Source organism: Rhizobium pantanalense (assembly GCF_030182525.1).
GTDB lineage: Bacteria > Pseudomonadota > Alphaproteobacteria > Rhizobiales > Rhizobiaceae > Rhizobium.
Window position 1 is genome coordinate 484,343 of the sequence record NZ_JAQJCH010000002.1, and the last position, 23,898, is coordinate 508,240.

22 protein-coding genes are annotated in these 23,898 nt (G+C 59.4%); 9 read left to right on the forward strand and 13 right to left on the reverse strand.

Annotated features, from left to right (window positions below; all coding sequences use genetic code 11):
• Positions 1–6: 6 nt before the first annotated feature.
• On the reverse strand, positions 7–438 hold the full coding sequence (locus tag PH558_RS08325; protein ID WP_285203372.1) for an Lrp/AsnC family transcriptional regulator: 432 nt from the start codon (positions 436–438) through the stop codon (positions 7–9).
• Between the two features lie 138 nt (positions 439–576).
• Here PH558_RS08325 and PH558_RS08330 point away from each other — a divergent pair, with 138 nt between their 5' ends.
• Entirely contained in the window at positions 577–1,680 is a 1,104-nt protein-coding gene (locus PH558_RS08330; protein WP_113407656.1) for a saccharopine dehydrogenase family protein, read from the forward strand.
• 82 nt (positions 1,681–1,762) lie between these two features.
• Here PH558_RS08330 and ydiJ read toward each other — a convergent pair whose 3' ends face one another.
• From ydiJ to hglS, 4 genes are all read right to left on the reverse strand, one after another.
• A complete protein-coding gene (ydiJ, locus tag PH558_RS08335; RefSeq protein WP_285203378.1) occupies positions 1,763–4,798 on the reverse strand; it encodes a D-2-hydroxyglutarate dehydrogenase YdiJ in 3,036 nt (1,011 codons plus the stop codon).
• Between the two features lie 135 nt (positions 4,799–4,933).
• Positions 4,934–6,169, reverse strand: coding sequence for a pyridoxal phosphate-dependent aminotransferase (locus tag PH558_RS08340; RefSeq protein ID WP_285203381.1), 1,236 nt, complete (start codon positions 6,167–6,169; stop codon positions 4,934–4,936).
• A gap of 5 nt (positions 6,170–6,174) precedes the next feature.
• Positions 6,175–7,707: an L-piperidine-6-carboxylate dehydrogenase gene (amaB, locus tag PH558_RS08345; protein ID WP_285203384.1), complete on the reverse strand. Its 1,533-nt coding sequence runs from the start codon at positions 7,705–7,707 to the stop codon at positions 6,175–6,177.
• A 58-nt stretch (positions 7,708–7,765) separates the two neighbouring features.
• A complete protein-coding gene (gene hglS / locus PH558_RS08350) occupies positions 7,766–9,160 on the reverse strand; it encodes a 2-oxoadipate dioxygenase/decarboxylase HglS (RefSeq protein ID WP_285203386.1) in 1,395 nt (464 codons plus the stop codon).
• Between the two features lie 104 nt (positions 9,161–9,264).
• Here hglS and PH558_RS08355 point away from each other — a divergent pair, with 104 nt between their 5' ends.
• The 4 genes from PH558_RS08355 (at position 9,265) to PH558_RS08365 (ending at position 11,626) form a co-directional block, all read left to right on the forward strand.
• A complete protein-coding gene (locus PH558_RS08355; protein WP_285203389.1) occupies positions 9,265–10,167 on the forward strand; it encodes a LysR family transcriptional regulator in 903 nt (300 codons plus the stop codon).
• A 194-nt stretch (positions 10,168–10,361) separates the two neighbouring features.
• Positions 10,362–10,985 (forward strand): P-loop NTPase family protein, encoded by a 624-nt coding sequence (locus tag PH558_RS08360; protein WP_285203390.1) that lies wholly within the window; start codon positions 10,362–10,364, stop codon positions 10,983–10,985.
• 59 nt (positions 10,986–11,044) lie between these two features.
• On the forward strand, positions 11,045–11,182 hold the full coding sequence (locus PH558_RS34215) for a nucleotidyltransferase family protein (protein WP_350223801.1): 138 nt from the start codon (positions 11,045–11,047) through the stop codon (positions 11,180–11,182).
• 15 nt (positions 11,183–11,197) lie between these two features.
• Positions 11,198–11,626 (forward strand): nucleotidyltransferase family protein, encoded by a 429-nt coding sequence (locus tag PH558_RS08365; RefSeq protein ID WP_350223802.1) that lies wholly within the window; start codon positions 11,198–11,200, stop codon positions 11,624–11,626.
• 39 nt (positions 11,627–11,665) lie between these two features.
• Here the strand turns inward: PH558_RS08365 and PH558_RS08370 are convergent, their stop codons facing one another.
• Together PH558_RS08370 and PH558_RS08375 are read right to left on the reverse strand one after the other, a co-directional pair.
• Positions 11,666–12,583 (reverse strand): ornithine cyclodeaminase family protein, encoded by a 918-nt coding sequence (locus PH558_RS08370; protein WP_285203393.1) that lies wholly within the window; start codon positions 12,581–12,583, stop codon positions 11,666–11,668.
• A gap of 37 nt (positions 12,584–12,620) precedes the next feature.
• Positions 12,621–13,868, reverse strand: coding sequence for an argininosuccinate synthase (locus PH558_RS08375; protein ID WP_285203394.1), 1,248 nt, complete (start codon positions 13,866–13,868; stop codon positions 12,621–12,623).
• Between the two features lie 127 nt (positions 13,869–13,995).
• Between PH558_RS08375 and PH558_RS08380 the strand changes: the two genes are divergently transcribed.
• From PH558_RS08380 to PH558_RS08395, 4 genes are all read left to right on the forward strand, one after another.
• Positions 13,996–14,466, forward strand: a complete 471-nt coding sequence (locus tag PH558_RS08380) for an Lrp/AsnC family transcriptional regulator (RefSeq protein ID WP_285203396.1) — start codon at positions 13,996–13,998, stop codon at positions 14,464–14,466.
• A 112-nt stretch (positions 14,467–14,578) separates the two neighbouring features.
• A complete protein-coding gene (locus PH558_RS08385; RefSeq protein ID WP_285203398.1) occupies positions 14,579–15,328 on the forward strand; it encodes a nucleotidyltransferase domain-containing protein in 750 nt (249 codons plus the stop codon).
• Positions 15,329–15,453: 125 nt separating this feature from the next.
• Positions 15,454–16,545, forward strand: coding sequence for an LLM class flavin-dependent oxidoreductase (locus PH558_RS08390; protein ID WP_285203401.1), 1,092 nt, complete (start codon positions 15,454–15,456; stop codon positions 16,543–16,545).
• 416 nt (positions 16,546–16,961) lie between these two features.
• A complete protein-coding gene (locus tag PH558_RS08395; protein WP_285203402.1) occupies positions 16,962–17,624 on the forward strand; it encodes a hypothetical protein in 663 nt (220 codons plus the stop codon).
• Positions 17,625–17,795: 171 nt separating this feature from the next.
• Here PH558_RS08395 and PH558_RS08400 read toward each other — a convergent pair whose 3' ends face one another.
• The 6 genes from PH558_RS08400 to PH558_RS08425 form a co-directional block, all read right to left on the reverse strand.
• Complete coding sequence (locus tag PH558_RS08400) at positions 17,796–18,635, reverse strand: mechanosensitive ion channel family protein (protein ID WP_285203406.1); 840 nt, start codon at positions 18,633–18,635, stop codon at positions 17,796–17,798.
• A gap of 121 nt (positions 18,636–18,756) precedes the next feature.
• A complete protein-coding gene (locus tag PH558_RS08405) occupies positions 18,757–20,223 on the reverse strand; it encodes a sensor domain-containing diguanylate cyclase (protein WP_095436607.1) in 1,467 nt (488 codons plus the stop codon).
• A gap of 222 nt (positions 20,224–20,445) precedes the next feature.
• On the reverse strand, positions 20,446–20,895 hold the full coding sequence (gene mntR / locus PH558_RS08410; protein WP_069614474.1) for a manganese-binding transcriptional regulator MntR: 450 nt from the start codon (positions 20,893–20,895) through the stop codon (positions 20,446–20,448).
• 152 nt (positions 20,896–21,047) lie between these two features.
• On the reverse strand, positions 21,048–22,118 hold the full coding sequence (locus PH558_RS08415) for an LLM class flavin-dependent oxidoreductase (protein WP_095436605.1): 1,071 nt from the start codon (positions 22,116–22,118) through the stop codon (positions 21,048–21,050).
• Between the two features lie 85 nt (positions 22,119–22,203).
• The gene (locus tag PH558_RS08420) at positions 22,204–23,058 is read right to left on the reverse strand and encodes an ABC transporter permease subunit (RefSeq protein ID WP_095436604.1); all 855 of its coding nucleotides are present in this window, start codon (positions 23,056–23,058) and stop codon (positions 22,204–22,206) included.
• Positions 23,055–23,843: a taurine ABC transporter ATP-binding protein gene (locus PH558_RS08425; RefSeq protein ID WP_285203417.1), complete on the reverse strand. Its 789-nt coding sequence runs from the start codon at positions 23,841–23,843 to the stop codon at positions 23,055–23,057. The genes PH558_RS08420 and PH558_RS08425 overlap by 4 nt, the downstream gene beginning before the upstream one ends.
• Between the last annotated feature and the right edge of the window lie 55 nt (positions 23,844–23,898).

Below are 23,898 nucleotides of genomic sequence, written 5' to 3' on the forward strand. Positions count from 1 at the left end.
CCACTTTCAACGCGAGATCCTGGTCGAAAGAATGATGGACGACAGGGTGCGTTCGACGCCGTCGATCGTGCCGATGCCGTCGATCAGCTGATCCAGCTCGGAGATCGACGGTGCTGCGATAATGGCGATCAGATCGAACGTGCCGCTGACGGAATGAAGCGTCGTGACCTCGGGGATCGCATTCAGCGATGCGGTCACGACCGACAGCGCTTTCGGCGCGATCGTGATCAGCACATGCGCCCGGATGAGGCCGGACGAGTAGGTCTCCGACAGCCGCACGCCATAGCCTGCAATCACACCCTCCCGCTCCAGCCGTTCGAGCCTCGCCTGAACGGTGGTGCGCGACAGCGACAGCTTTTTGGCGAGAGTCGCGACGGGCATCCGGGCATTCTGGCCGAGCATGGCGATCAGTTCGCGGTCCTTATCGGTAACCTGCATGGCGGCTCCTGCATTTTGCAAATTCCATTCGTCAGTTTGTATAGTTTTCTACAACGAAATGCATTTTTTGTCGCTATGAATCGTTCAACTCCTACCTACACTTATAAAAATCTTATCAATGAAATGCAGGGGAGTCATATGAAAGACATAGTGGTCATCGGCGCGGGCAAGATCGGTGGGGCAATTGCTCTGATGCTGGCCGAAACGGGCGATTACACGGTCGTTGTCGCCGACCGCAGCCAGGAACAGCTGGACAAGATCGACCACCATCCTGCGATTTCCACCGCCGCCGTCGATATTGCCGACCGCGCCGGGCTCGTTGGCGTTCTGAAGGGCAAGTTCGCCGTCTTGTCGGCCGCACCGTTCCATCTCACCGGCTTCGTCGCCGAAGCGGCACTTGAAGCCGGCGTCCATTATCTCGACCTCACCGAAGACGTCGCGACGACGAAGAAGGTTGAGGAGTTGGCTCAGGGAGCAAATACTGCCTTCATCCCGCAATGCGGACTTGCGCCGGGCTTCATCTCCATCGTCGCCAACGATCTCGCCAAGCGTTTCGACAGCCTCGACAGTGTGCGCATGCGCGTCGGCGCACTGCCACAATATCCGTCCAATGCTCTGAACTACAATCTGACCTGGAGCACGGACGGCCTGATCAACGAATATATCGAGCCCTGCGAAGCGATCGTCGAAGGCAAGCTCGTTACCGTTCCGGCCATGGAAGAGCGCGAGGAATTCTCGCTCGACGGCGTCACCTATGAAGCCTTCAACACGTCCGGTGGGCTCGGCACGCTCGCCAAGACTTTGGCTGGCCGCGTGCGGACGATGAACTACCGCACCATCCGCTATCCCGGCCACCAGGCTATCATCAAGGCACTGCTGAACGACCTGAACCTCAAGAACCGTCGCGATGTGCTGAAGGATCTCTTCGAGAACGCGCTGCCCGCAACCATGCAGGATGTGGTCGTCGTTTTCGTCACCGTCTGCGGCTGGCGTGAGGGCCGTTACATGCAGGAAACCTATGCCAACAAGGTCTATGCAGGCATTGTCGCGGGCAAGAAGATGAGCGCCATCCAGATCACCACGGCTGCCGGCATTACGACCGTGCTCGATCTTCTCGCTCAGGGCAAACTGCCCTCCAAGGGCTTCGTCTGCCAGGAAGAAATCGATCTCAGCGATTTCCTCGCCAATCGCTTCGGACAGGTTTACAGCCTTGAGAAGATCAGGATGAAAGAAGCCGTCTAAGCGGCTATTCTTCTAATTGTTTTTATATGTGGCGCCTTCGGGCGCCACATATGTTTCAGCCCTTGAGGAAGCTTTACGAAAGCTAATCGATTAGCCGTTTAAGGATCTCGACGGGATGTGGGATGGCTTGATGATCAATCTTAGCGACCTGCGAGCGACAGGAAAAACCGGTGGCCATGACGACCGTCTGATTGCCGCTCTCGGCAATCCTGTCCACCCAGCTCATTGCGTAGAGCTTTTCCGAGATGGCGCGATTGCGCACCTCGTGGCCGAAGGTGCCGGCCATGCCGCAGCAGCCGACATCGGCCATATCGAGCTTGATACCCAATTTCCCGAAAAGCACGGACCATTGCTTGAGCGCAGCCGGAGCATTCGTCCGTTCGGTGCAGTGGGCAAGCAGCGTGAAGCGCTCTTGCGGCAAAGCCCGTGGCGTCGGCAACCGGTCGAGATTGGCCGCAAGCCACTCCTGAAGCAGCAGCACCGGCGCGTGCAGCTTAGCTGAAGGCAGGGCCGCATATTCGCTGCGATAGGTCAGCGTCATCGACGGATCGATGCCGACAAGCGGGATGCCTAGTTGCGAGATGCGATCGAGATAATCTCGCGATTTCGCCGCCGCTTTCTCGAAGCGACCGAGATAGCCGTGCACATGCAAGGCCTTGCCGTTGTTCCGTGATCCGGCGAGCCACGGCTTGAAACCCATTTTCAGGGCGAGCTTGAGCGCTGCGATGACGACGGCCGGATCGAAATAGGTGGAGAAGACATCGGCAACGATGACGACCGCTTGGGCCCGCTCCTCTGCGGAGAGCTTTCCCAACAGTTCCGGAGTGGCAACCTGCACACGGAGACGAGCGGCTTCCCGTTCGAGCGATACTGCAGGCATGGCGGGAAGCGCGGTGAGACCGGCAAGCCGCATCAAGGCCTGGCCGACGGTCGACCCGGTGAGCAGATTGTAGCCGGGCTTGAAGCGCGCCATCAGCGGCAGGGTCGTTTCGATGGCCGCAACGATTGGGTCCTTCAGCGGCCTAAGGTATCGACCGTAATAGAGCTCCAGGAATTTCGATCGAAAAGCCGGGACGCTGACCTTGACGGGACATTGGCCGGCGCAGGCCTTGCAGGCGAGGCAGGTGTCCATTGCCGCCCGCACCTCATGGGAAAAGTCGTCGCGATTGACCGGATTGAGCGAGTTGACCACTCGCCGCAAGAGATTGCCGAAAGGATTGGCGCGACGTAGCACTTCCGCCTCGCGCCGCGGGTCAATCTTCCGCTCCGCCAGCATGCGCAGCCATTCGCGCATCAGCGCCGCGCGGCCCTTTGGCGAATAGCGCCGGTCGCCGGTCGCCTTGAAGGAGGGGCACATCGGGCTTGTCGCGTCGAAATCGAAACAGGCGCCATTACCGTTGCAATAGGCTGCATTGTCGAAGGCGGCACGGATGTCGTTGCCGATGATACGATCGAAGTCGCCGCGCAGTGACACTTCGTCGATCTTCAGCAACGGGCGGGATGAGCCGGATGCGATCTTGCCCGGATTGAGGCGATCGCCGGGGTCGAATGCGCGCTTGATGTCCTGCAGGCTCGGATAAAGCTCGCCAAAATATTCAGGGACATATTCCGAGCGAACGCCCTTGCCATGTTCACCCCAGAGCACGCCGCCATATTTGCGGGTGAGGGCAACCACGCCGTCGCTGATCCTCCGGACGAGCGGCTGATGGTCGACGCGGGTAAGATCGAGCGCCGGGCGGACATGCAGCACACCAGCATCGACATGGCCGAACATGCCGTAATCCAACCCTTCGGCGTCAAGAAGGGCGCGAAATTCTCTTATGTAGGCGGCCAGATGTTCGGGCGGAACGGCAGTGTCCTCGACGAAGGGCACCGGCCGCACCGGCCCCTCAACATTGCCGAGCAGGCCGACAGCGCGTTTGCGCATCGACCAGATTGCTTCGATCTCGGCCTTTTCGCGGGCGATCGTATAGCCCTTGTGGCGCGCTGACGAGCGGTCATCAAGCGCGGCGGTGACATCCGCGAGCTTGCGTTCTAGCTCGTCGCGATCATCAGCCAGCACCTCGACGATATTGATGCCGTTGGCGGCGCCGGATGCATCCTCAGGGAAGAAGCGGGCGATGCCGCTCCAGACGATGTCGCCTTTGGCGAGACCCAGCACCTTCTCGTCGACTGTTTCGACCGAGGCCACCTTCAATGCCACCAGCCGCCTGGCATCCTCCAGCGCCGTGTTGAAATCATCATAGCGGATGTTAATGAGGGCCGATTGTGCCGGGATCGGCAGCACGTTGAGTTCGGCCTCGGCAATCAAAGCAAGTGTGCCTTCCGATCCGCACAGCACCGCATTCAGATCGAAGCGGCCGTCCTCGCGCCCGATATGGGCAAGATCATAACCGGTCATGTAACGATTGAGCTTCGGGAAAGTGGCCGCGATCAGCTCGCTTTTGTCCCTGGCGATTGCATCCACTACCCGGTGAATTTCGCCGATCCGATCGTCACGAGCCTTGATCTCCTTCAGCTCGGTATTGCCAAGTGGACGCGACCACCAATCGCTGCCATCGGAAAGCACCACGCGAAGGCCGAGAACATGGTTGCTGGTTTTGCCGTAGAGACACGAGCCCTGACCGCAGGCATCGGTGGAGATCATGCCGCCGATCGTGGCGCGGTTGGAGGTGGAAAGCTCGGGCGCGAAGAACAGCCCATAGGCCCTCAGCGCCTTGTTGAGCTGATCCTTGACGACGCCGGCCTCGACACGGGCAACCCTTCGCACCGGATCGATCTCCAGGATCCGGTTCATATGCCTGGAGCAGTCAACGACGACGCCTGAGGTAAGGGATTGTCCGTTCGTTCCGGTGCCACCACCGCGCGGGGCGATGACAAGATCGGAAAAGGCTGGTTCGGATAGGGCTTTGGCGATGATTTTCAGATCATCCGTGCCGCGCGGATAGAGAATTGCCGTCGGCTTGACCTGATAGATGGAATTGTCGGTCGAGGCGACCGTCCTGGCACCGTCATCTATCTCCACGTCACCGCTAAAGCCGAGTGCCGACAGCCGACGGGTGAAGGCGCCGGTTTGATGTAGAGAAGTGTCTCTCGCCGAAACAAGGCGTGGTATCATGATGCGAAGACTTCCGGCGTTTTACGCGGTGATTGGAGCATTCCCGCTTTTAAACAGAATTACGGGAATGCTCTATCTCTTTGTTTTCACGCTGTTCCGGATGGATAGCCGTTTTGTGCGTCGGTCGCAGCTGCTCTAGCGCCGGAGCGCCGCGCAGGCCCTTTCGATGCGATCAAGCGCTTCGACGAGATCGGCTTCCGATGTCGCATAGGAAATGCGGAAATAGGGCGACAATCCGAAGGCGGAGCCGGGCACGACGGCGACATGGGCCTCATCGAGCAGATAGGCGCAGAAATCCGCATCCGTCTCGATCATCTTTCCGGAGAGTGTCGTCGTTCCAAGCACGCCGGCGCAGCCGGAGAATGTGTAGAAGGCACCTTCCGGTATCAGGCAATCCAGGCCATCGATGGCGTTCAGCCTGTTGACGACGAGATCGCGTCGGCGCTGGAAGCTTGCCTTGCGACCCTCAAGAAAATCCTGCGGGCCGTTCAGCGCGGCAACGGCCGCCGCCTGGCTGACGGAGGAGGGGCAGGAGGTCGCCTGGCTCTGGATAACCGCCATGGCCTTGATGAGAGCCTTCGGACCGCCGGCATAGCCGATGCGCCAGCCGGTCATGGCATAGGCCTTGGAAACGCCATTCACCGTCAGCGTTCGGCTCTTGAGACGTGGCTCGATGGCGACGGGCGTGGTGAACTGAAAGCCCTCATAGACGATGTGCTCATACATATCGTCGACCATCAGCCAGACATGCGGATGACGCTGCAGCACCTCGATCAGCGGCTGATAATCGGCCTCGGAATAAGCCGCACCTGATGGATTGGACGGCGAGTTGAGCAGTAACCAGCGCGTCTTGGGCGTGATCGCCTGTTCGAGCTGATGAGCCTTCAGGCGAAAACCGGCCTTGGCATCGCAGGGGATCAGAACCGGCACGCCGCCGCAGATCTCGACGATATCGGAATAAGAGGTCCAATAGGGCGTCGGGATGATAACCTCGTCGCCCGGATCGATCGACGCCATGAAGGCGTTGAACAGGATCTGCTTGGCACCCGTCGCCGCGGTGATTTCGTCGAGCGCGTAGTCGATGCCGTTCTCACGTTTGAATTTTCCGGCGATCGCCTTCTTCAGCTCCGGCGTGCCGTCGAGCGGGGTATATTTCGTTTCGCCCCGATCGATGGCGGCCTTGGCCGCCTCCTTCACATTATCAGGCGTATCGAAATCCGGTTCGCCGGCGCCGAGAATGATGATCGGAAGGCCCTCCCGCTTCATCGCGCTGGCGCGCGCACCGATCTGAAGAATGGTGGAAACGCCGATGGAGGCGATCCGCGAAGCGGGCTTGAAGCCCGCTTCTTCGATTTTCGTGGCGACCGTCATGGAGCTTACTCGATGTCGAAGGAGACGCCTTGCGCCAGCGGCAGGGCCTTGGAGTAGTTCACGGTGTTGGTCGCCCGGCGCATATAGGCCTTCCAGGCGTCAGAGCCGGATTCGCGGCCGCCGCCGGTTTCCTTCTCGCCGCCGAATGCACCGCCGATTTCAGCGCCCGAGGTGCCGATATTGACGTTGGCGATGCCGCAATCGGAGCCGTCGGCGGCAAGGAAGCGCTCGGATTCCTGCATGTCGCGCGTGAAGATCGAGGAGGACAGGCCGGCGGCAACGGCATTGTGCTCATCGATGACGGTGTCGAAATCGTCATAGGGCATGACATAGAGGATGGGCGCGAAAGTTTCTTCCATGACCGGACCGGCCTGCTTCGGCATTTCCACCAGCGCCGGCTTTGCGTAGTAGCCGTCGGCATGGCCGACATCGACACGCTCGCCACCGGTGACGGAGCCGCCATGCGCCTTTGCTTCCGCAATTGCCTTCTGCATGTTGTCGAACGCCGCCTTGTCAATCAGCGGGCCCACGAGCGCGGAAGAGTGCAGGGGATCGCCGACCGATACGCTCTGATAGGCCTTCTTCAGACGCGGAACGAGCTGATCGTAGACGCTTTTGTGGACGAAGAGACGGCGCAGCGTCGTGCAGCGCTGGCCGGCCGTACCCATGGCGCCAAAAGCGATAGCGCGTAATGCCATGTCGAGATCGGCCGAGGGGCAGACGATGCCGGCATTGTTGCCGCCGAGTTCGAGGATGGCGCGGGCAAAGCGCTTGGCAAGCCGCGGTCCGACCTCACGGCCCATGCGCGTCGATCCGGTTGCCGAAACGAGCGGCACCTTCGGATGGTCGACCAGGATTTCGCCGATCGCACGATCGCCGATCAGTACCTGCGAAAGACCTTCCGGCGCGTCGCCGAAGCGGGCAAGTGCACGATCGAGGATTGCCTGCGAGGCAAGGGCGGTCAGCGGCGTCTTTTCCGAGGGCTTCCAGACGACGGCATCGCCGCAGATCAGCGCCAGCGCCGCATTCCACGACCAGACCGCGACCGGGAAATTGAAGGCGGAGATGATGCCGACGACACCGAGCGGATGCCAGGTTTCCATCATGCGATGGCCTGGGCGTTCGGTCGCAATCGTCAGGCCGTACAGCTGGCGGGAAAGGCCGACGGCGAAATCGCAGATGTCGATCATCTCCTGCACTTCGCCGAGGCCCTCGGAGCGGATCTTGCCGGCTTCGATGGAAACCAAGCGGCCGAGATCGTCCTTGGCGGCGCGCAGCTCTTCGCCGAGCAGACGCACCAGTTCGCCGCGCTTCGGTGCCGGAACAAGGCGCCAGGCGCGGAATGCGGCATGCGCCTTCTCGATTTTCTTCGCCGCTTCATCGGTCGAAACGGTCTTGAGGCTGCCGATCTTTTCGCCGGTGACCGGGGAATAGGAGGGCATGTCGCCTTGCGTGTAGAGCACCTTGTCGACGCCGAGTTTTTCGAGAATGGCGCCGGCTTCGGCTGCAACGGAAGGGGTCTTGGCTGCAATGTTCATCGTTTGAAACTCCACTTGTCTTGATCCGGGGGCGCGCGGCTGTTATCGCCGCATCACCTCATTCGGCGGCGTCTTGTTTGGAAAGGGCTCGCAGGCAGGCATTGATCGATGCCTGTTCGATGCCGGCATAATGGTCGAATTCGTTCAGCACCTTCATGCCGAGATCGGCTTCGAAGCGCCGCTGGTTCGGGCTGGCGACAAAGTCCTGCTGCACGCCATCGCCGAGGTTGGACTGGAAGATGCCGGCCGCGCTGACGGGAAGGAAATCCTCGTAGACGATCGGGTCGAACTGAACGAGGCGCTGGTCGATCAGCGCGTCGATATCGCCATGGCTCGTTGCGGCGGTCTTGCCTTTGGCCGTCAGCGAATAGGTGAAGTAGCCGAGGCCTTCGGCGCGGATTGCCGCCCAGTCATCCGGGAATTCGGCAAAGCTTTGAGCGAGCGCAGCTTCATAGTCGCGGGCGTTCGATCCATCAGCTGCCGGGCGCACAATCTTGCGCGATTGATCGAGCAGCTTGTCATAGAGCGCGCGGCCCTTCGGTGTTAGCGCAATGCCGCGTTGCTCGATCTCGCCGAAACGGGCGGTGTGTGAGCCTTCTTCCCAGACGCCATCGGCATTGCGGAAGGAAACGGGTTCTTCCAGCGCCTTGAACGAGGTCTGGCGCAGCAGGATCGGGCAGGAGCGCGTCGGCGGTCCTTCGACCACGGCCTTCGGTGCGATATCGTAATCCGGCATCAGCGCCTGCACCTGGTCGATATCCAGCGTGCGCGGCGTCAGATGATTGATGTGCGGTCCCTTGAAGGACACGACATCGGCAATCAGCCGATGGGCATCGTGGAGCCGATGATACATGCCAGCATCGACATTGGCTTCGTCATGCCAGCGGAAGGTCTCCAAAACCTCGTCAACGAAGCGCTGGGCATCGTCCTTGTTCAGGCCGCCTTCGCGCTCTGCCTTTTCGGTGAGTGCGACGGCACCTTCCGTGAAAATCTGGCGCTTCGCGAGAATGTCTGCGGCCGCCTTGCGAAGATCTTCATCGGCAATCAGATCGAGCCGCAGCAGAGAGGTGAAAACGCGGAAGGGATTGCGCTTCAGCTCCGCATCGCCGATCGGGCGGAATGCGGTCGAATGAACCGGCACGCCGGCCGTCGAAAGATCGTAATAGCCGACCGGATGCATGCCCATGACGGCGAAGACGCGGGCCATCATCGCAAGCTCTGCCGCGGTGCCGAGCCGGATGGCGCCGTGACGCTCCTCGGAGATGCGATCGAGATAATCCGTCGCCTCCAGCCGCTCCTTAAGCTCTGGCTGTGCCGCCAGCGTTTCGTCGTTGACGCGAGCGACCAGCTCCATGAGCGTGCCATAGGCGGGAACCTCCTCGCGATACATCGCCGACATGGCGGCGGAAAAAGCGCTGCGAATATCGCTGGTCGAGACGTGGTCAGGCTTCATGTGCAATCTCTTCCTGAAAGACTATGTCATTCCTATCTAGCAGAATATCTCTTGTTGGGCGGCTGGTGTTGTGAGAGAGAATTCTAACTTGATGCAAAAATGGAATGACTATGCGTCGACGTCTCATCCCTGACATCGTCAATCTTCAGGCATTCGAATGCGCGGCGCGCCATCAGAATTTCTCGCGTGCCGCCGAAGAACTCAATTTGACTCAAAGCGCGGTCAGTCGGCAAATCGGCGATCTGGAGCAGCAGACGGGCCTGAAGCTGTTCGAGCGCGTCCGCCAACGCGTCGTGCTCTCCGAGGCCGGACTTCGGCTGTTGCCGGAGGTGAAGGATCTGCTCTTGCGTTCGGAGCGGCTGATGATCGGCGCCGTTGCCGCCGGCCAGATGAAATTGTCTCTGAAGGTCGCAACCTTGCCGACCTTCGGCACACGCTGGCTGGTGCCGCGCCTCGGCCGGTTTCTTGACAAACATCGCGATGTTGCCGTCACGGTGGAATCCCGGTCCAAGCCCTTCAATTTTGAGGAGGATAATTTCGATCTTGCCATTCACTATGGCCTGCCGGCCTGGGCCGGCGCGGTTGCTACTTTTCTTTGCAATGAGACCGTGCTGCCCGTTGCCAGCTGGGAACTTGCCGGACGGCTGAGTCTGATCTCGCCGGACGAGCTGGTGGGTGCGCCGCTGCTGCATCTGACGACGCGTCCGAAGCTCTGGGCGCAGTGGTTCGATCTGCAGGAGCTGCCGACGGAGAATGCCTATCCCGGTGCGCGCTTCGACCAGTTTTCCATGATCATCGCAGCCGCCATCGCCGGGCTGGGTGTGGCGCTCCTGCCGACCTATCTGATCGAGGATGAGCTCAAGGCCGGCACGCTTCTGCCGCTGTTTAATCTGCCGATGCCGACCGAGAACAGCTATTACGTTGTCATGCCGGAAAGGAAGCAAACGAACGAGACTGCGACATTATTTCAGGACTGGCTGTTGAGTGAGGTGACGCCGCAATCGTAGATGATGTCGCCGCGCTGATTTGCGTCTGCTGATGCGAGGCGAAAAAATTCGTCGCAGATGAGCCAATCTGAAGGGATTTGAATTGTTGGGCGTTCAAGACGATTGGAGTGAGTGGACATCCGAACGGGCCGGAGCGCCCCGCTGATAGAATAGTGTCGCGCGACTTAGACATCCGTGTCGGACGGGAGGAATCTTTGCCAAACTATGTTTTGCTGCCCGAAGCTGCTGCACTACTTGCCGGCGCCAACAGGGTACTTGTCATTGGCTGCTCCGGAGGCGGCAAGACGACCTATTCCCAGAAGATTGCGACTACATTCGGTTTGGAGTTTCAATCGCTGGACCGGGACGTCCGATGGCTGCCCGGTTGGAAAGAGCGCGAAAAGGGTGAGCAACGGTCGATTATCTTCGAGCTGGCGCGACGGGAGAGGTGGGTCATGGATGGCAGTGGCGCATCCACCTTTGATCTGAGATTGCCGCGCACCGATCTCGTCCTTTGGGTTCGAGTGCCGAGGCGTGTCGCATTATTGGGTCTGGCGAAGAGGGTTTCGCGGCACTATGGAACAGTTCGCCCTGCAATGGCCGAAGGTTGCCCTGAACCTCTGCCAGATAGGGCTTTCCTCTCCTATATCTGGAATTTCGAGAGGAAATATGCGCCTCTGTTTGTTCGAAGTATCGACCTGTATGGGCCGCAAGTGCCGGTCGTCCTTTTGAATTCGTACGGCGAAATGGATCGGCTGCTCCGGCTTGCACGCAAAGGCGATGAGAGCCAGTCGGATACAGCGACCAAGTCTACAATTAAAGCCGAGAATCGTGCTTAAATACAGGAGGCGAGGCCATACACCATGGCCGCAGGGCCATTTCCAGTCGGGTGGGGGCAATGACGACAAGCGAACAGGCGGAACTGGAGGATATAGTCTTCGGAAGTCCATTGCTCGGGTCGCTTCTCCGGCGCTGGGATGAGATTGCGCTGCCGGATTGCTGGCTGGTGGCAGGAGCCATTGCTCAGACCGTTTGAAATTATGCCTTCGGGCTGCCCCTGTCTCATGGAATCAATGATCTCGACATCGTTTATTTCGATGCCGATGATCTGTCTGAACAAGCGGAGGCCGATCATGCCGCTCGGGTCCGCGGGATGTTTCCCGATTTGCCGGTTTGGATCGATGTGAAGAATGAAGCCCGGGTTCATTGCTGGTACGAAGCGAAGTTCGGATACCCGATCCCGCCTTACAAATCGACCCTGGACGCCATCACCACTTTTCCGACTACGGCAACCGCCGTGGGATTGCGTTCCAATAGTCACGGTCGTCTGGATTATTGTGCTCCGTTCGGTCTTTCTGATCTGCTGAATGGCGTCGTGCGCCCCAATAAGAAGCAGATCACGCAGGCGATCTACGAGCAGAAGGTCAATCGCTGGATTGCAGTCTGGCCGAGGTTGACGGTCGTTGGCTGGGACGACTGAGGAGTTTCGAGGCTCAGCCGCGCGATTTCCGAGCCGATGTCAGATCATGTCGAATATGGCCGATGCTACCACGACTTCCGTACCCGCGAGGCCGACCGAACAGAAGAGCGTGGTGTCGAGAGGAGATGTTCTACCGGCACCATGGCCGGCGACTATGGCCGCAAGATCGAGCATTCGCTCCTCGTGCATGGTTCCGGAAAGGAAAAATGGGGACGCATAGGCGCGCGTTTGCTCGGGAGAATCCGTAGCGATGATGCTGGCCATGTTCGCGACGTCCAGGCCGAGCTCATGCCCCTTGAGCGCCTTCGGGCCGATCGTATTGATGTGGACGCCGGCTTTTAACTCCGAAGCATCGATCACCGGCCTGTCGCTGCTTGTTGCGCATAATACGATATCGGCATCGGCCACGGCTTTTGCAGCACTTGTGACCGGTTCAACGGCAATGCCGAGTTCCAGTTGCATCTCTTCAGCGAAGGCGGCACAGTTTCTCGGATTTCGGCTGAAGACCCGGACAGAGTCTATGTCGCGAACGGCGGCAGCGGCAATGAGCTGCGTTCGCGCCTGCGCACCGCTACCAATGATGCCGACCGTGCGGGCGGTCGCAGCGCTGAGGTGACGGATGGCTATGCCTCCTATTGCCCCTGTCCTGATCTGGCCGAGCCGTTCGCCCAGGATGATCCCTCGAAGTTCAGCGGTGTCAGCACGCCAAACAGCGACCACTTGTGAATGCTGCTCGCCGGCAAAGGTCTCGTAGACGCGAAAGCCGGCAAGCGGCCGCTCGCCATCGATGCCGCCGACGGTAAACACGATATCTCCACGATCGGGAAAGGAGACGTGATGGCGGGGTGGGGACACCAGCTTGCCGGCGGCCTTGGCCCGGAAGGCTGCTTCCAAGGCATCGATTGCCCCACGCATGGCTGCGGCAGGGCATAAATCCTCGTCTTTCAATATCTTCATTACGGATTGACCTCCGTGTGCCGGCCACTTTGCAACCTCAAGCGCAGTCGAGGTCAAGAGCAGATGCCGCCATCCTGGCGTTTCGCATTGCCCAGCTCTTCAGACGTAGGCCATTGAGTTTGATGAAACCTTCCGCGTCGTGGTGATCATATGCTCCGGAGCTTTCCTCGAAGGTGACGAGGTCGGTCGAGTAGAGCGAGGCGGGCGAGGTACGCGCGATCACACCGGCTAAGCCCTTGTAGAGCCTGAGCGTCACTTCGCCGCCGACATGGATTTGGCTCCGATCGATCAATGCCTGCAGCATTTCCCGCTCGGGAGAATACCAAAATCCGTTGTAGATCAGCGCAGCGTAGCGGGGCATGATCTCGTCCTTCAAATGTGCAGCGGCGCGGTCGAGCGTGATGGATTCGATCCCGCGATGGGCGGCGAGGAGGATCGTGCCGCCCGGGGTTTCGTAAACGCCACGCGATTTCATCCCGACGAAACGGTTCTCGACGAGATCGATTCTGCCGATCCCGTGCCTGCCGCCCAATTGGTTGAGCTTCGTCAGGAGGCCTGCGGGCGTCATCGCTTCTCCATTCAGGGAAACCGCATCGCCCTTTTCAAAGCCGATGACGACGATTTCCGGCTCGTTTGGTGCCTCTAGAGGATCGACGGTGCGCTGATAGATATGGGCTGGCGCGATTTCAGCCGGGTCTTCCAGCACCTTGCCCTCGGTGGAGGTGTGCAGGAGATTCGCGTCGGTCGAAAAAGGAGCCTCGCCGCGCTTGTCCTTCGGCACGGGAATTTGATGCGCTTCGGCATATTCGATCAGCTGGGTGCGCGATTGGATGGCCCACTCGCGCCATGGCGCGATGATCGTGATCGACGGGTCGAGCGCATTGGCCGCCAGTTCGAAACGCACCTGATCATTGCCCTTGCCTGTGGAGCCGTGAGCAATGGCATCGGCATCCACCTCGCGTGCGATATTGATGAGATGCTTGGCGATGAGCGGGCGGGCGATGGAGGAGCCGAGGAGATATTGCCCCTCATAGAGCGCGTTTGCCCGGAACATCGGGAAAACGAAATCCCGAACGAATTCCTCGCGGACATCCTCGATCCTGATATCTGTGACGCCCAATTGCTCGGCCTTTCGGCGGGCGGGCTCAAGCTCCTCGCCTTGACCAAGGTCGGCGGTAAAGGTCACGACTTCGCAGCCGTAGGTTTGCTGCAGCCATTTCAGGATGATGGATGTGTCCAGGCCTCCCGAATAGGCGAGTACGACTTTCTTGAGCTTTTTCGACATCGGCTTCCGTCTCCATGTTGACGGCTGGAACGATAGGTCAATCCTTGCGCAATGAGCTTGCGAAGAGTTCAATAATACGAGAAAGTTTGGCATATTATGCCACTTGATTGGCAGTAGGAGCTATATTGTGTCAGCGACTTTGGACGAGATCGATCGGCGTATCCTCCGGGTGCTACAGCGCGACGGACGCATCTCCAATGTGGACCTCGCGAAGGACGTGGGGTTGTCGCCGTCACCCTGTCTTCGCCGCGTGCGATTGCTGGAGGATGCTGGCATCATCGATCGCTATGTTGCCGTCCTAGACCCGGCAAAGGTGGGTGCGGGCCTTACCGTGTTTGCCCGTGTCTGGTTCAAGACGCAGGATGCGCAAGTCACCCTGCAATTCGCGGAGGCCGTCAGGCGGTTTCCTGAAGTCATGGAATGTTATCTGACGACGGGCGAATGCGATGCCGTCCTGCGCATCGTCACGGCTGATCTGCACAGCTATTGGCGGTTTCAGGCTGACCACTTGACGCGCATCCCGAGCGTATTGAACGTCAAGACCGATGTGCCAATGGAAACGCTGAAGCGAAGCTTTGAGCTGCCTCTGGCCTCGTAATCATTCGTCGACAGATTATTGCAGCCACAACGCCGTTCAGATCGAGGAGCAGATACCCTCTGCTCAGACTTGGTCAGCATATCGGACCGGCAATTGATATTTGGAGAGCGAAATGAGCATATTTGAAACGGCAATGCAGGCGACTCGTTCGGTTCTCGCCAGCCGTTTTGCGAGCTATTCATTTGCCTTTGCCTCAGGGTCGATCATACGAGGCGAGGGAAGAAAGGGCTCCGACATCGATCTGGTCGTGGTCTTCGATCATCTCGAAACCGGTTGGCGCGAGACCTTTATCGAGGGCGAGTTTCCGTTCGAATTGTTTGTTCACGACCGGGAGACACTCAGCTGGTTTTTCGAGAACGATATTGCGCGTGGCTATCCCGTTATCATTCATATGGTTGCGACAGGCCAGATCCTCGGGCCAAATCCTGACAAGGGGCAGGCCTGGAAGGACTATGCTACCAGCATCCTCCATAATGGCCCACCGAAGCTGGAAGATGAGAAGCTGAATGCTCTGAAATATCAGATCACCGATCTTCTCGATGACCTGCATGGAGAGCGGGCGGCTCGGGAGATACGCGCGATTGCCGCGCAACTCTATCAGCCTTTGGCTGACCTTATGTTGCTCGGGCGAGGCAAATGGTCGGGCAGGGGCAAGTGGATTCCCCGCCTGCTTCGAGAGATGGATCGGGACCTTGCCGATAGGTTCGACGACGCCTTCGGGCGTGCCTCAGCCGGAGAGTTGGAGGCATTGTGCAATCTGACGCATAGCGAACTGGACCGGCACGGCGGGCCGTTTTTCGCCGGAGACAAGCGCATCGCGCCGCAACAGGCGAGACGCAAGAGCCTTGTGCCCCGTGGTTGATTAGTATGCGCGGATCGAAAAACTTTAAGCTTGAAATTCTTCGTTACGACGCTAACACATTTCTATCGGGTCGCTGCGGATTTTGCAGGATAGACGCGAGGTGAATTCGGGAGGAGGAGGCCGCCATGAACATGCATCCGCTGAAGGGGCCGAACAGGCTGAAGCTCGGTGTTTTCTCGACCAATGCGGATGGCGGGCTCGCGATCACCGACGTGCCGGAGCGTTGGACGGCAGGTTGGCAGGATAATCTGACCGCAGCACAGATCGCCGACCGGGCGGGGCTCGAATTCTTTCTGCCGATTGCCCGCTGGCGCGGTTTCGGCGGCAAGAACCGCGTGCGTGAATGGTCGTTCGAGACCTTCACCTGGGCTGCTGCGCTCTCCGCTGCGACCGAGCAGATCGGCCTTTTCATGACGGTGCACGTACCGCTCGTCCATCCCCTTTATGCTGCCAAGTCGCTTGCGACGGTCGATCATATCAGCCAGGGGCGAGCCGGGCTGAACATTGTCTGTGGCTGGAACCCGAAGGAATTCGGCATGTTCGGCGTGCCGCTGGTCGAAAAAGGCTACGACCAAGCCGCCGAATGGCTGGAAGTTGTCGAAAGGCTCTACGCCTCCGATGAGCCGATCGACTATGGCGGCAGCTACTATAATCTGAAAGAAGCCGTCAGCCGTCCCGCAAGCCTGCAGGCGCCACGGCCGGTGACGATGAATGCGGCCTTCGGCGACCCCGGTCGAGACTTTGCCGCGGCGCATTGCGACTATCTCTTCACCACCTTCACCGAGATCGATGACGCCGGAAAGCATGTGACTGACATCGCTGCACGGGCGGAAGGCAAAGGCAGGCAAGTCGGCGTTTATACCGTCTGTCACGTCGTCTGCCGCGAGACACAGACGGAGGCAGAGGATTACTATACGCTCTATGCCGTGACCATGGCCGATCACGCTGCCGTCGACCAGCACATGGCCGGCAAGAAGGAGTTCTCGCAATCTCATGATCGCGAGGCCTATGACCGCTACCGCCAGCGGTTTGCCGGTGGAGCAGGCAGCTATCCGCTGATCGGCACGCCGCAGCGCATTGCCGAAGAGATGATCGCCATTGCCGAGCAAGGCTATGCCGGCATCGCCTTGTCCTTCGTCAACTATACGCAGGAACTGCCCTATTTCTGCGATCGGGTGCTTCCGATTCTGACGAAGGCTGGGCTCCGCGCGGGGTGAACCACCGGTTCGATGCTTCGCGCCGCGGCCGCTCGCGGGAATGTGATCATCCTTCAATGACGACTTGGCTATCCGGCAAGGGCTGGTTTTTCAGGCCGTTCGCGGTGATGTCGCTTTCATGCTGCGGCGTCGCAGGTGCGACATGTGTGCAACGCAACAAAAAACATGAGATCAAGGGGTTTACAAGCGCGACCCCGGATGGGATTCTTTCAGGCGAAGGGTGCTTCTTGATTGGAAGCTGCGTCATTCCCTTCAATCGGATGCCGTAAATCTTGGCTCCGATGCGCCGCTATCTTGCTGGTGCTTAACCGAACAAAATCAATCCGAAGCCGGCATGCGGGTGTTTCCGTGTCCGGCTGTTGCCTTGATGCGCCCTGAACATCACGAGGTCGGGGTAAGAGAATGCGGGCTTTAACATGGGCTTCAGGTCAAAACGCGTCCTTCGCGGCGTTCTTGGTCTTCTTGCGAGTGTCAGCTTGCCGCAGGTCACCAAAGCCAGCGATCTGATGATCTGGTCGCCGGTCAAGGTCGCACCCAGAACATACAAGACCACTCTGGGTTTCCGGCTGCCGATGGCATGGGATGTCAGCGCTGGCATGGATCTCGGACTTGGCAGCGCGGCCACCGGCGCCATCCTGCGCAGCAGCAGCCTGGCGACCCTGTGGGGTACGGCAATCGACGATCACAAGCGCTTTTCGACCATATGGCGTCGCGAGGTGTCATTGAGGGTTGATGCGCTCAACAGCACCGGAACGCTTTGCCTCGAACGCTCGCGGAGCTGGACGGTGTCGGAAAACCTGGACATGAGCACTTCTAGTTCGCTGAACGTAAATTACGCGGGCGCGCGGAATGCGGCAAATTCCATTACCGCGACACAAGCCGTTACCGTTGCTGTTCCCTGGACGGGAACGTCCTTATCTGCGATCGGCAATCTGAAGGACGTCGGCAGCGTCTTTTCCAGCACGGTCTCGTTTCAGCAGCCTTTGGCGCCGAACCTCAATTTCTCGGCCTCCTTCGCCGATCCGCAGACTTTGACGCCGGCTGGTAATGTGCGGGTGGACTACCGCATCAAATGGTAGATTCACGACGTTTCTAGTTCGTCCCTTGCATATCACGGCAGGGAACAAATACCGCTCGCTGAAGTTTAGAACGGGCAGGACATCGATCTTGCTCGAGGTGTCATGACCTCGCGAAGCCTGCCGCTGGTTCGACTCCCTGCCGGCGGCAGGCTTAGCGTTCGAGCAGCGACCTCAGTCGGCGGGCCCTGTCGCTTCCGTCGGCGATTTGATCGTTATATCGGGCTCGGCAAGCCTGGCCTTGAGCTTCGAGACGACATCGTGCCGGACATCGGACCAGGACGAGGTGATCGCCCAATATTCGATGTTGAGCACGGCTTGATCGACGGCCAGCTCGTCGAGAAAAACCTTCGGTGTGGGTGTGGTCTTGATGCGCTGATCCCCTTTCAGGATGTCGAGGATCGTTTTGCGGGCAAGATCGATGTCAACTTTCTCACCCATGGCAACGGACAATTGCTGGCGGCGGTTCGGCTCGCGGCTGTGATTGATGATGGGCGTGTTCCAGAGCGTAGAGTTCGGCGCCATCAGATAGAGGCCGTCGGCCGTCCTCATCTCCGTCGCGAAGAGCCCGATCTCCTTGATGTAACCTTTGACGTTCGCCGTCTCGATATATTCGCCGACCCGGAATGGCCGCAGGATCAGCAGCATGATGCCGGCGGCGATATTTTGAAGCGTGCCTTGCAGTGCCAGGCCGATCGCGAGGCCGGCAGCACCGAGAGCGGCGATGATGGAGGCTGTCTGAACGCCGAATTGGCCAAGGACGGTGATGAAGACAAGGATGAGCAAGCTGTAGTGCAGGACATTCTGGAAGAAGCTCGCGAGCGTTTCGTCTATGCCGCGAATGCGTGAGATGACACGGTAGGCCGAACGGCTGATAATGCCCGCAAGAAGCCAGCCACCGATCAGAAGAATGATCGCGCCGAGAAGCGAAAATCCATATTGAACCGCGAGTGCCGAGGCCTGGTCGAGTGCCGAGCGAGTGGCGACGACGATATTGGTCGTTTGATCGTCCATGTCAAAACTCCATCTTTCCCAGAGAGCCAAATGAGAAGTCGCGTTTTTTGTTCCTGGCAATCGGGCGCATGAAACCCAACGGTTTCAATGGATTATGCGGGTCGGTCTCTATGCGAGAGCGTCAGGCGCCGTGCTTTGCCTGATGCGGACCTATGGTGGCAGCTGCGGCGTAGTGAGCCTTCTTCTGCTCGTACATGCCGAGATCCGCGCGCTTGATCATGGCTTCCATCGTTTCGCCGGGCAGGCTCGTGGCAATGCCGATGGAGACGCTGAGCGGCGCACTGGAATAGAACTGATTGTTGATCTTCAGCAGTTCGTTGATCGTCTCGACCATCGCGGCAGCCGCGATTTCATCGGCGCCTGGCATGAGAACGGCAAATTCGTCGCCGCCGATGCGGGCGGCGTGGTTCGGCAGGGAGACGACGCTGTTCAGCACCTCGCCCATACGACGCAGCAGCGCATCGCCAGCATCGTGGCCGCTCTCGTCATTAGACTCTTTCAGTCCGTTCAGATCGAGAATGATGGCCGATACCGGCCGAAGCGATTTGCGCTCCAGCCTGTTGAGCTCCTCCATATAGAAGGCGCGGTTGAAGAGCCGGGTGAGCACGTCGTGCTTGCCGAGATATTCGAGATAGGCTTCCGCCTTCTTGCGCGCGGTAATGTCGGTGAGTGCCACCTGCACCAGCGACCAGTCTTCCTCGTAACCGGGAAAGACCGAAAACTGAAGGAGGACATGACGCTCCGATCCGTCGAGCGCGTAGTTCAGCACTTCACGCTGATGGAAGAGGCGGCCGTTCCACAATTCCACCAATTGCCCACGGAAATGCTTCTCCATGTCATCGCGGAACACTTCGCCGATCCGCTGATGCAGGGTCTGGCGGTCTGGTGCGCAGAAGAGATCGAGCGTTGCCTGATTGACGTCGAGCACGCTGATCTCGCTCATGCATTGCTGGACGAACTCCGGATGCACGTCGAGAAATACCTGAAAGTCGACAATGCCTCGGTGGCGGATCTCATCGAGCAGGATCTTGATGCGGCTGAAATCCTCGACCCATAGGGAGACCGGCGAATGCTCGAACATGCCCTCGGCATAGCGGCGCTGCCGCTCTTCCTGCCGTCTCGCCTCCTCGCGGGCCGTCACGTCTTCCGTCGTTAGCAGCAGCCGGCTCCACGAGGTCTCGTGGCCCGGCAGGATGACGCCGCGTAGCTGGATGTCGAGCCTTTTGCCGCCGAGGGAATAGTTGATTGCGGTGCCCGAAAACTCGGTCTTGCCTTCCCAGAGCGCCACCAGCTCATTCACATGGCTTTGCAGCATCTCGTCGCGGAAGACCCGCGAAAGGCTTTCGACGAGCGTCTCGAAGGACGGCGCCTCGAAGAGCTCCAGCGTCCTGGCATTGACGGCAAGAAGCTTGATCTTTTGCGAGCAGGATGCGACGCGCTGCACGTCGGCCAACAGATAGGAACGCAGGTCCGTCACGCCTTCCGCACGCCAGACTTCGAACTGCTCCTTGACGCCGCTGAAATCCTCCAGCCACATGGCGACGGGAGCAAGGTCGAAAACGGTGCTGCTGAAGTCCTGGGCGTTCATCATGATTCCCTGTGCCGGCAGTAAAAGTAAGTATGCGAAATGAAGGGCCGGCAGTTCGCCAAGTTCTGCTTAGCGAGCATTCGTAAACCTTGCGTTGATATCAGGTAGCGGGTCAAGCCGGACGGTCACTGTCCGCTTCTTTTCAACTCATTCTTGTCAAAACTGTGCCCCAAATGGCTCTTTGGCCCGATCGCTATCGGGTTGATCCGATGTATGGGGCAGTCATGTCTTCAAAAAACGCTCGAAGGCTTCGAGGGTCTTTTCGCTGACATGGTGTTCGATGCCTTCGGCATCATTCCTTGCCGTATCAGGATCGACGCCGAGGCGGCACAGAACGGCCTCGACGATCTCATGGCGCCGGCGGGTTGCCACCGCCAGGCGGTGCCCTTCTTCAGTCAGGAACACGCCACGATAAGGGCGCTGGGTGATCAGGTTTTCCTCGGCGAGCCGCTTGAGCATTTTTGCAACCGTCGGCTGTGTTACTCCCAGTCTTTGCGCAATATCGGTCTGGCGCGCTTCGCCAGCATGCTCTATCAGATCGGCGATGAGCTCGACGTAATCCTCCATCAATTCCGTGCGTCGATCGTCGCGGCTTTTCTGAAAGGCCTCGGCATGCGTCTCGATCTCGGTCGAAGAAAGACGGCTTTCCGGGGCGGCAGGCAATTTCGTCAAGGCGGCTCATCTCCCTCGTGATTAAGAGTCGTGTAATGATGTTTAGCCTCGACTATAAATAATTCAAAGACGTTATGAAACCCCGGCGGCCGATCCCGGTCGGCCGTGAAATCGAAATTTCCGTGTCTCAATTGGCTCGTCGCGCCACGCCTTCAGGCGCGCAACAGCGGCAGCAGTTGCTCACCCTGCCGCTTTATTTCCGAGAGGTAGGGTGTGTCCGAAAGAACGAAATGCGTGATGCCGAGATCGCGGTACTTGCGCAGGGAGCGGGCGACATCCTCTGGCGAGCCGACCAGCCAGGTTGTGCCGGCACCGCCGCCGCCGAACTTACCCGGCGCGGTATAGAGATTGTCGTCAAGCACGTCGCCGCGCGCGGCGAGATCGAACAGTCGTTTCTGGCCCACTGCGATCGATTGTCGGTGATCGTTCCAGCCGACGCCCTTATTCTTAGCCATCTCGGCGACTTTCGCCTCGGCATCGGTCCAGGCCTGCTCCGTCGTGTCGCGCACCAGCGTCGTAATGCGCAGCCCGAATTCCAGCGGTGGCAGATCGCGATCAAGGTCCCGGCTTAATGCCTTCAGTCGGCTGATCCGCTCGGCAATGTCGGCGAGTGGCTCGCCCCAGAAAAGCTGAACATCTGCCTCCGTGGCGGAAACGCGTTCTGCAGCATCCGAAGCGCCGCCGAAATAGAGCCTGGGATGCAGACGTTTATCGCGAGGCTCGATGCGCGGCGCAGCCGTGGATTCGCTGACGCGAAAGTGTTCTCCCTCATAGGTGACATTCTCTTCGGTCCAGAGCTTGCGGGTAAGCCGCATGAATTCCTTGGTCCGGCCATAGCGATGGGCTTGATCGCCCTCACTGTCGCCATAGGCGGCAAGATTGTCCTTGCCGGAAACGATGTTGATGCGCACCCGGCCGCCGCTCAGCTGATCCAGCGTGGCAGCAGCGGAAGCGAAGTGCGCCGGGCGCCAATAGCCTGGGCGGATTGCGATGAGCGGCTCGAAGCTGGTGGTGCGCGCAGCAAGTGCGGCCGCCACGGTGAAGGTGTCGGGCCGGCCCCAGCCGGTGCCGATCAATGCACCCTTCCAGCCGTGATCCTCCAGCGCCTTGGCATGGCTCGTGAGCGTTTCCAGGCTGTTGTGGTTTTCGACGGCAGAATCGCCGCGGTGACCCGGCTTGACGTCGTTCGGGATGTACCAGAGAAATTCGCTGTTATCGCTCATGCCTGCGCCTGTCGGTCTGTCTGAATTGATAAGGGATTTGTGGCGAGGAGAGCCGCGGTGAATCCTCGGCTCATCTCTCTTGAGTCTAAAGCTTGCCCTTCCAAGGGACGAGCACTGCTTCAAGAATGCGGACGGCGGTCGAGAAGGCGAAGGCACAGACCGCAATGATGCCGATGCCGACGAAGACGACGTCGGTGGCAAGGAACTGCGATGCCGACATGATCATGAAGCCAATGCCGCGGGTTGAAGCGATGAGTTCGGCCGCCACCAGCGTTCCCCAGCCGATGCCGAAGGCGATCCGGATACCGGTTAGGATTTCCGGCAGGGCCGAAGGCAGGACGACGTTGAAGAAAAGCTGCAGCTGGTTCGCGCCGAGAGACCGTGCGGCATTGACCCGCTCCAGGGGCAGCGAACGCACGCCGGCTTGGGCGGACAGGCAAATCGGCGCGAACATGGCAAGCACGAGAAGGGTGATCTTCGAGGTCTCGCCGATCCCAAGCCATATGATCATCAGCGGCAGATAGGAAAGGGGTGGCAGTGGCCAATAGAATTCGATCGGCGTATCGAGAATTCCCTTTGCCCAGCGGTTGAGCCCCATCAGCAGACCGACAGGAATGCCGACCCCGATCGCGATGGCCGCGGCGACGACGATGCGGAACAGGCTTGCCAATATATGTTCGGAAAGCGAAGCGCCGGCATAACCATCGCGGTAGACGACGCCGATCTGCGTCAGCACTTCATCGGGGCGAGGCAGGAAGAGATGAGATACCAGGCCGAGCTCGGCGACGAGCCACCACAATGCCAGGCAGACGATTGCAGTCACGATGCTGATGGCGATGGTGGGTTTCTCGCCAACGCCGAAGCCGGGAACACGAACCAGCTTCGGTTGTGTTTCCCTTTGAGAAACGGTGGCGGAGTGCGTTTCGATGACATCGCTCATGCCGCACTCCTGATGTTGTCGGCACTGTGAAGGATGGCGCGAATTTCGTCCCGAAGATTGCCGAATTCGGGAGAAGACAGGATCGCTCTCGTATCGCCGCTGGCGGCAAAACGATGCACGAAATCAAGCTCGAAACGCGCAACGACACGCCCCGGCCTCGGAGACATGACAAGCACCTCCGTGCCGAGAAACAGCGCCTCCTCGATCGAGTGGGTAATGAAGAAAATGCGCTTGTCGGTTCTGGCCCAGATGGAGATCAGCAATTCCTGCATCTGTTCTCGCGTCAGGCTGTCGAGAGCGCCGAATGGTTCGTCCATCAGCAGGATATCCGGATCCGTGGCGAGCGCCCGGGCAATGCCGACGCGCTGGCGCATGCCGCCCGACAGTTCGTAGGGCAGGGCATTGGCAAAATCGCTCAGGCCGACAAGCCGTAGCAGTTCCGATGCGCGATCCCGGCGTTCCCGTTTGCCCAACCCGGCAAATTGCAGGCCGAGGGCCACATTGTCGATGACCGACTTCCATGGCAGCAGCGAATCCTTCTGGAAGACGACACCGCGATCAGCGCCGGGACCGGAAACCGGCCTGCCGTCGAGCGTAATCCGTCCCTCCGAAAGCGGCAGGAAACCGGCAATCGCATTGAGCAGGGTGGATTTGCCGCAGCCGGACGCGCCGAGCGCCACGACGATACCGCGCTCCGGAATGTTGAAGGAAACGCGATCGAGCGCGTGAACGGTTCTGCCGTCACGCGCTGCAAAGAAGACGCTTGCATGGTCGACTTGAAGCATGGGCTCTCTCGATATTGCGACGCCGGCGCGACAAGCGCGCCGACGCCAGGGAGGA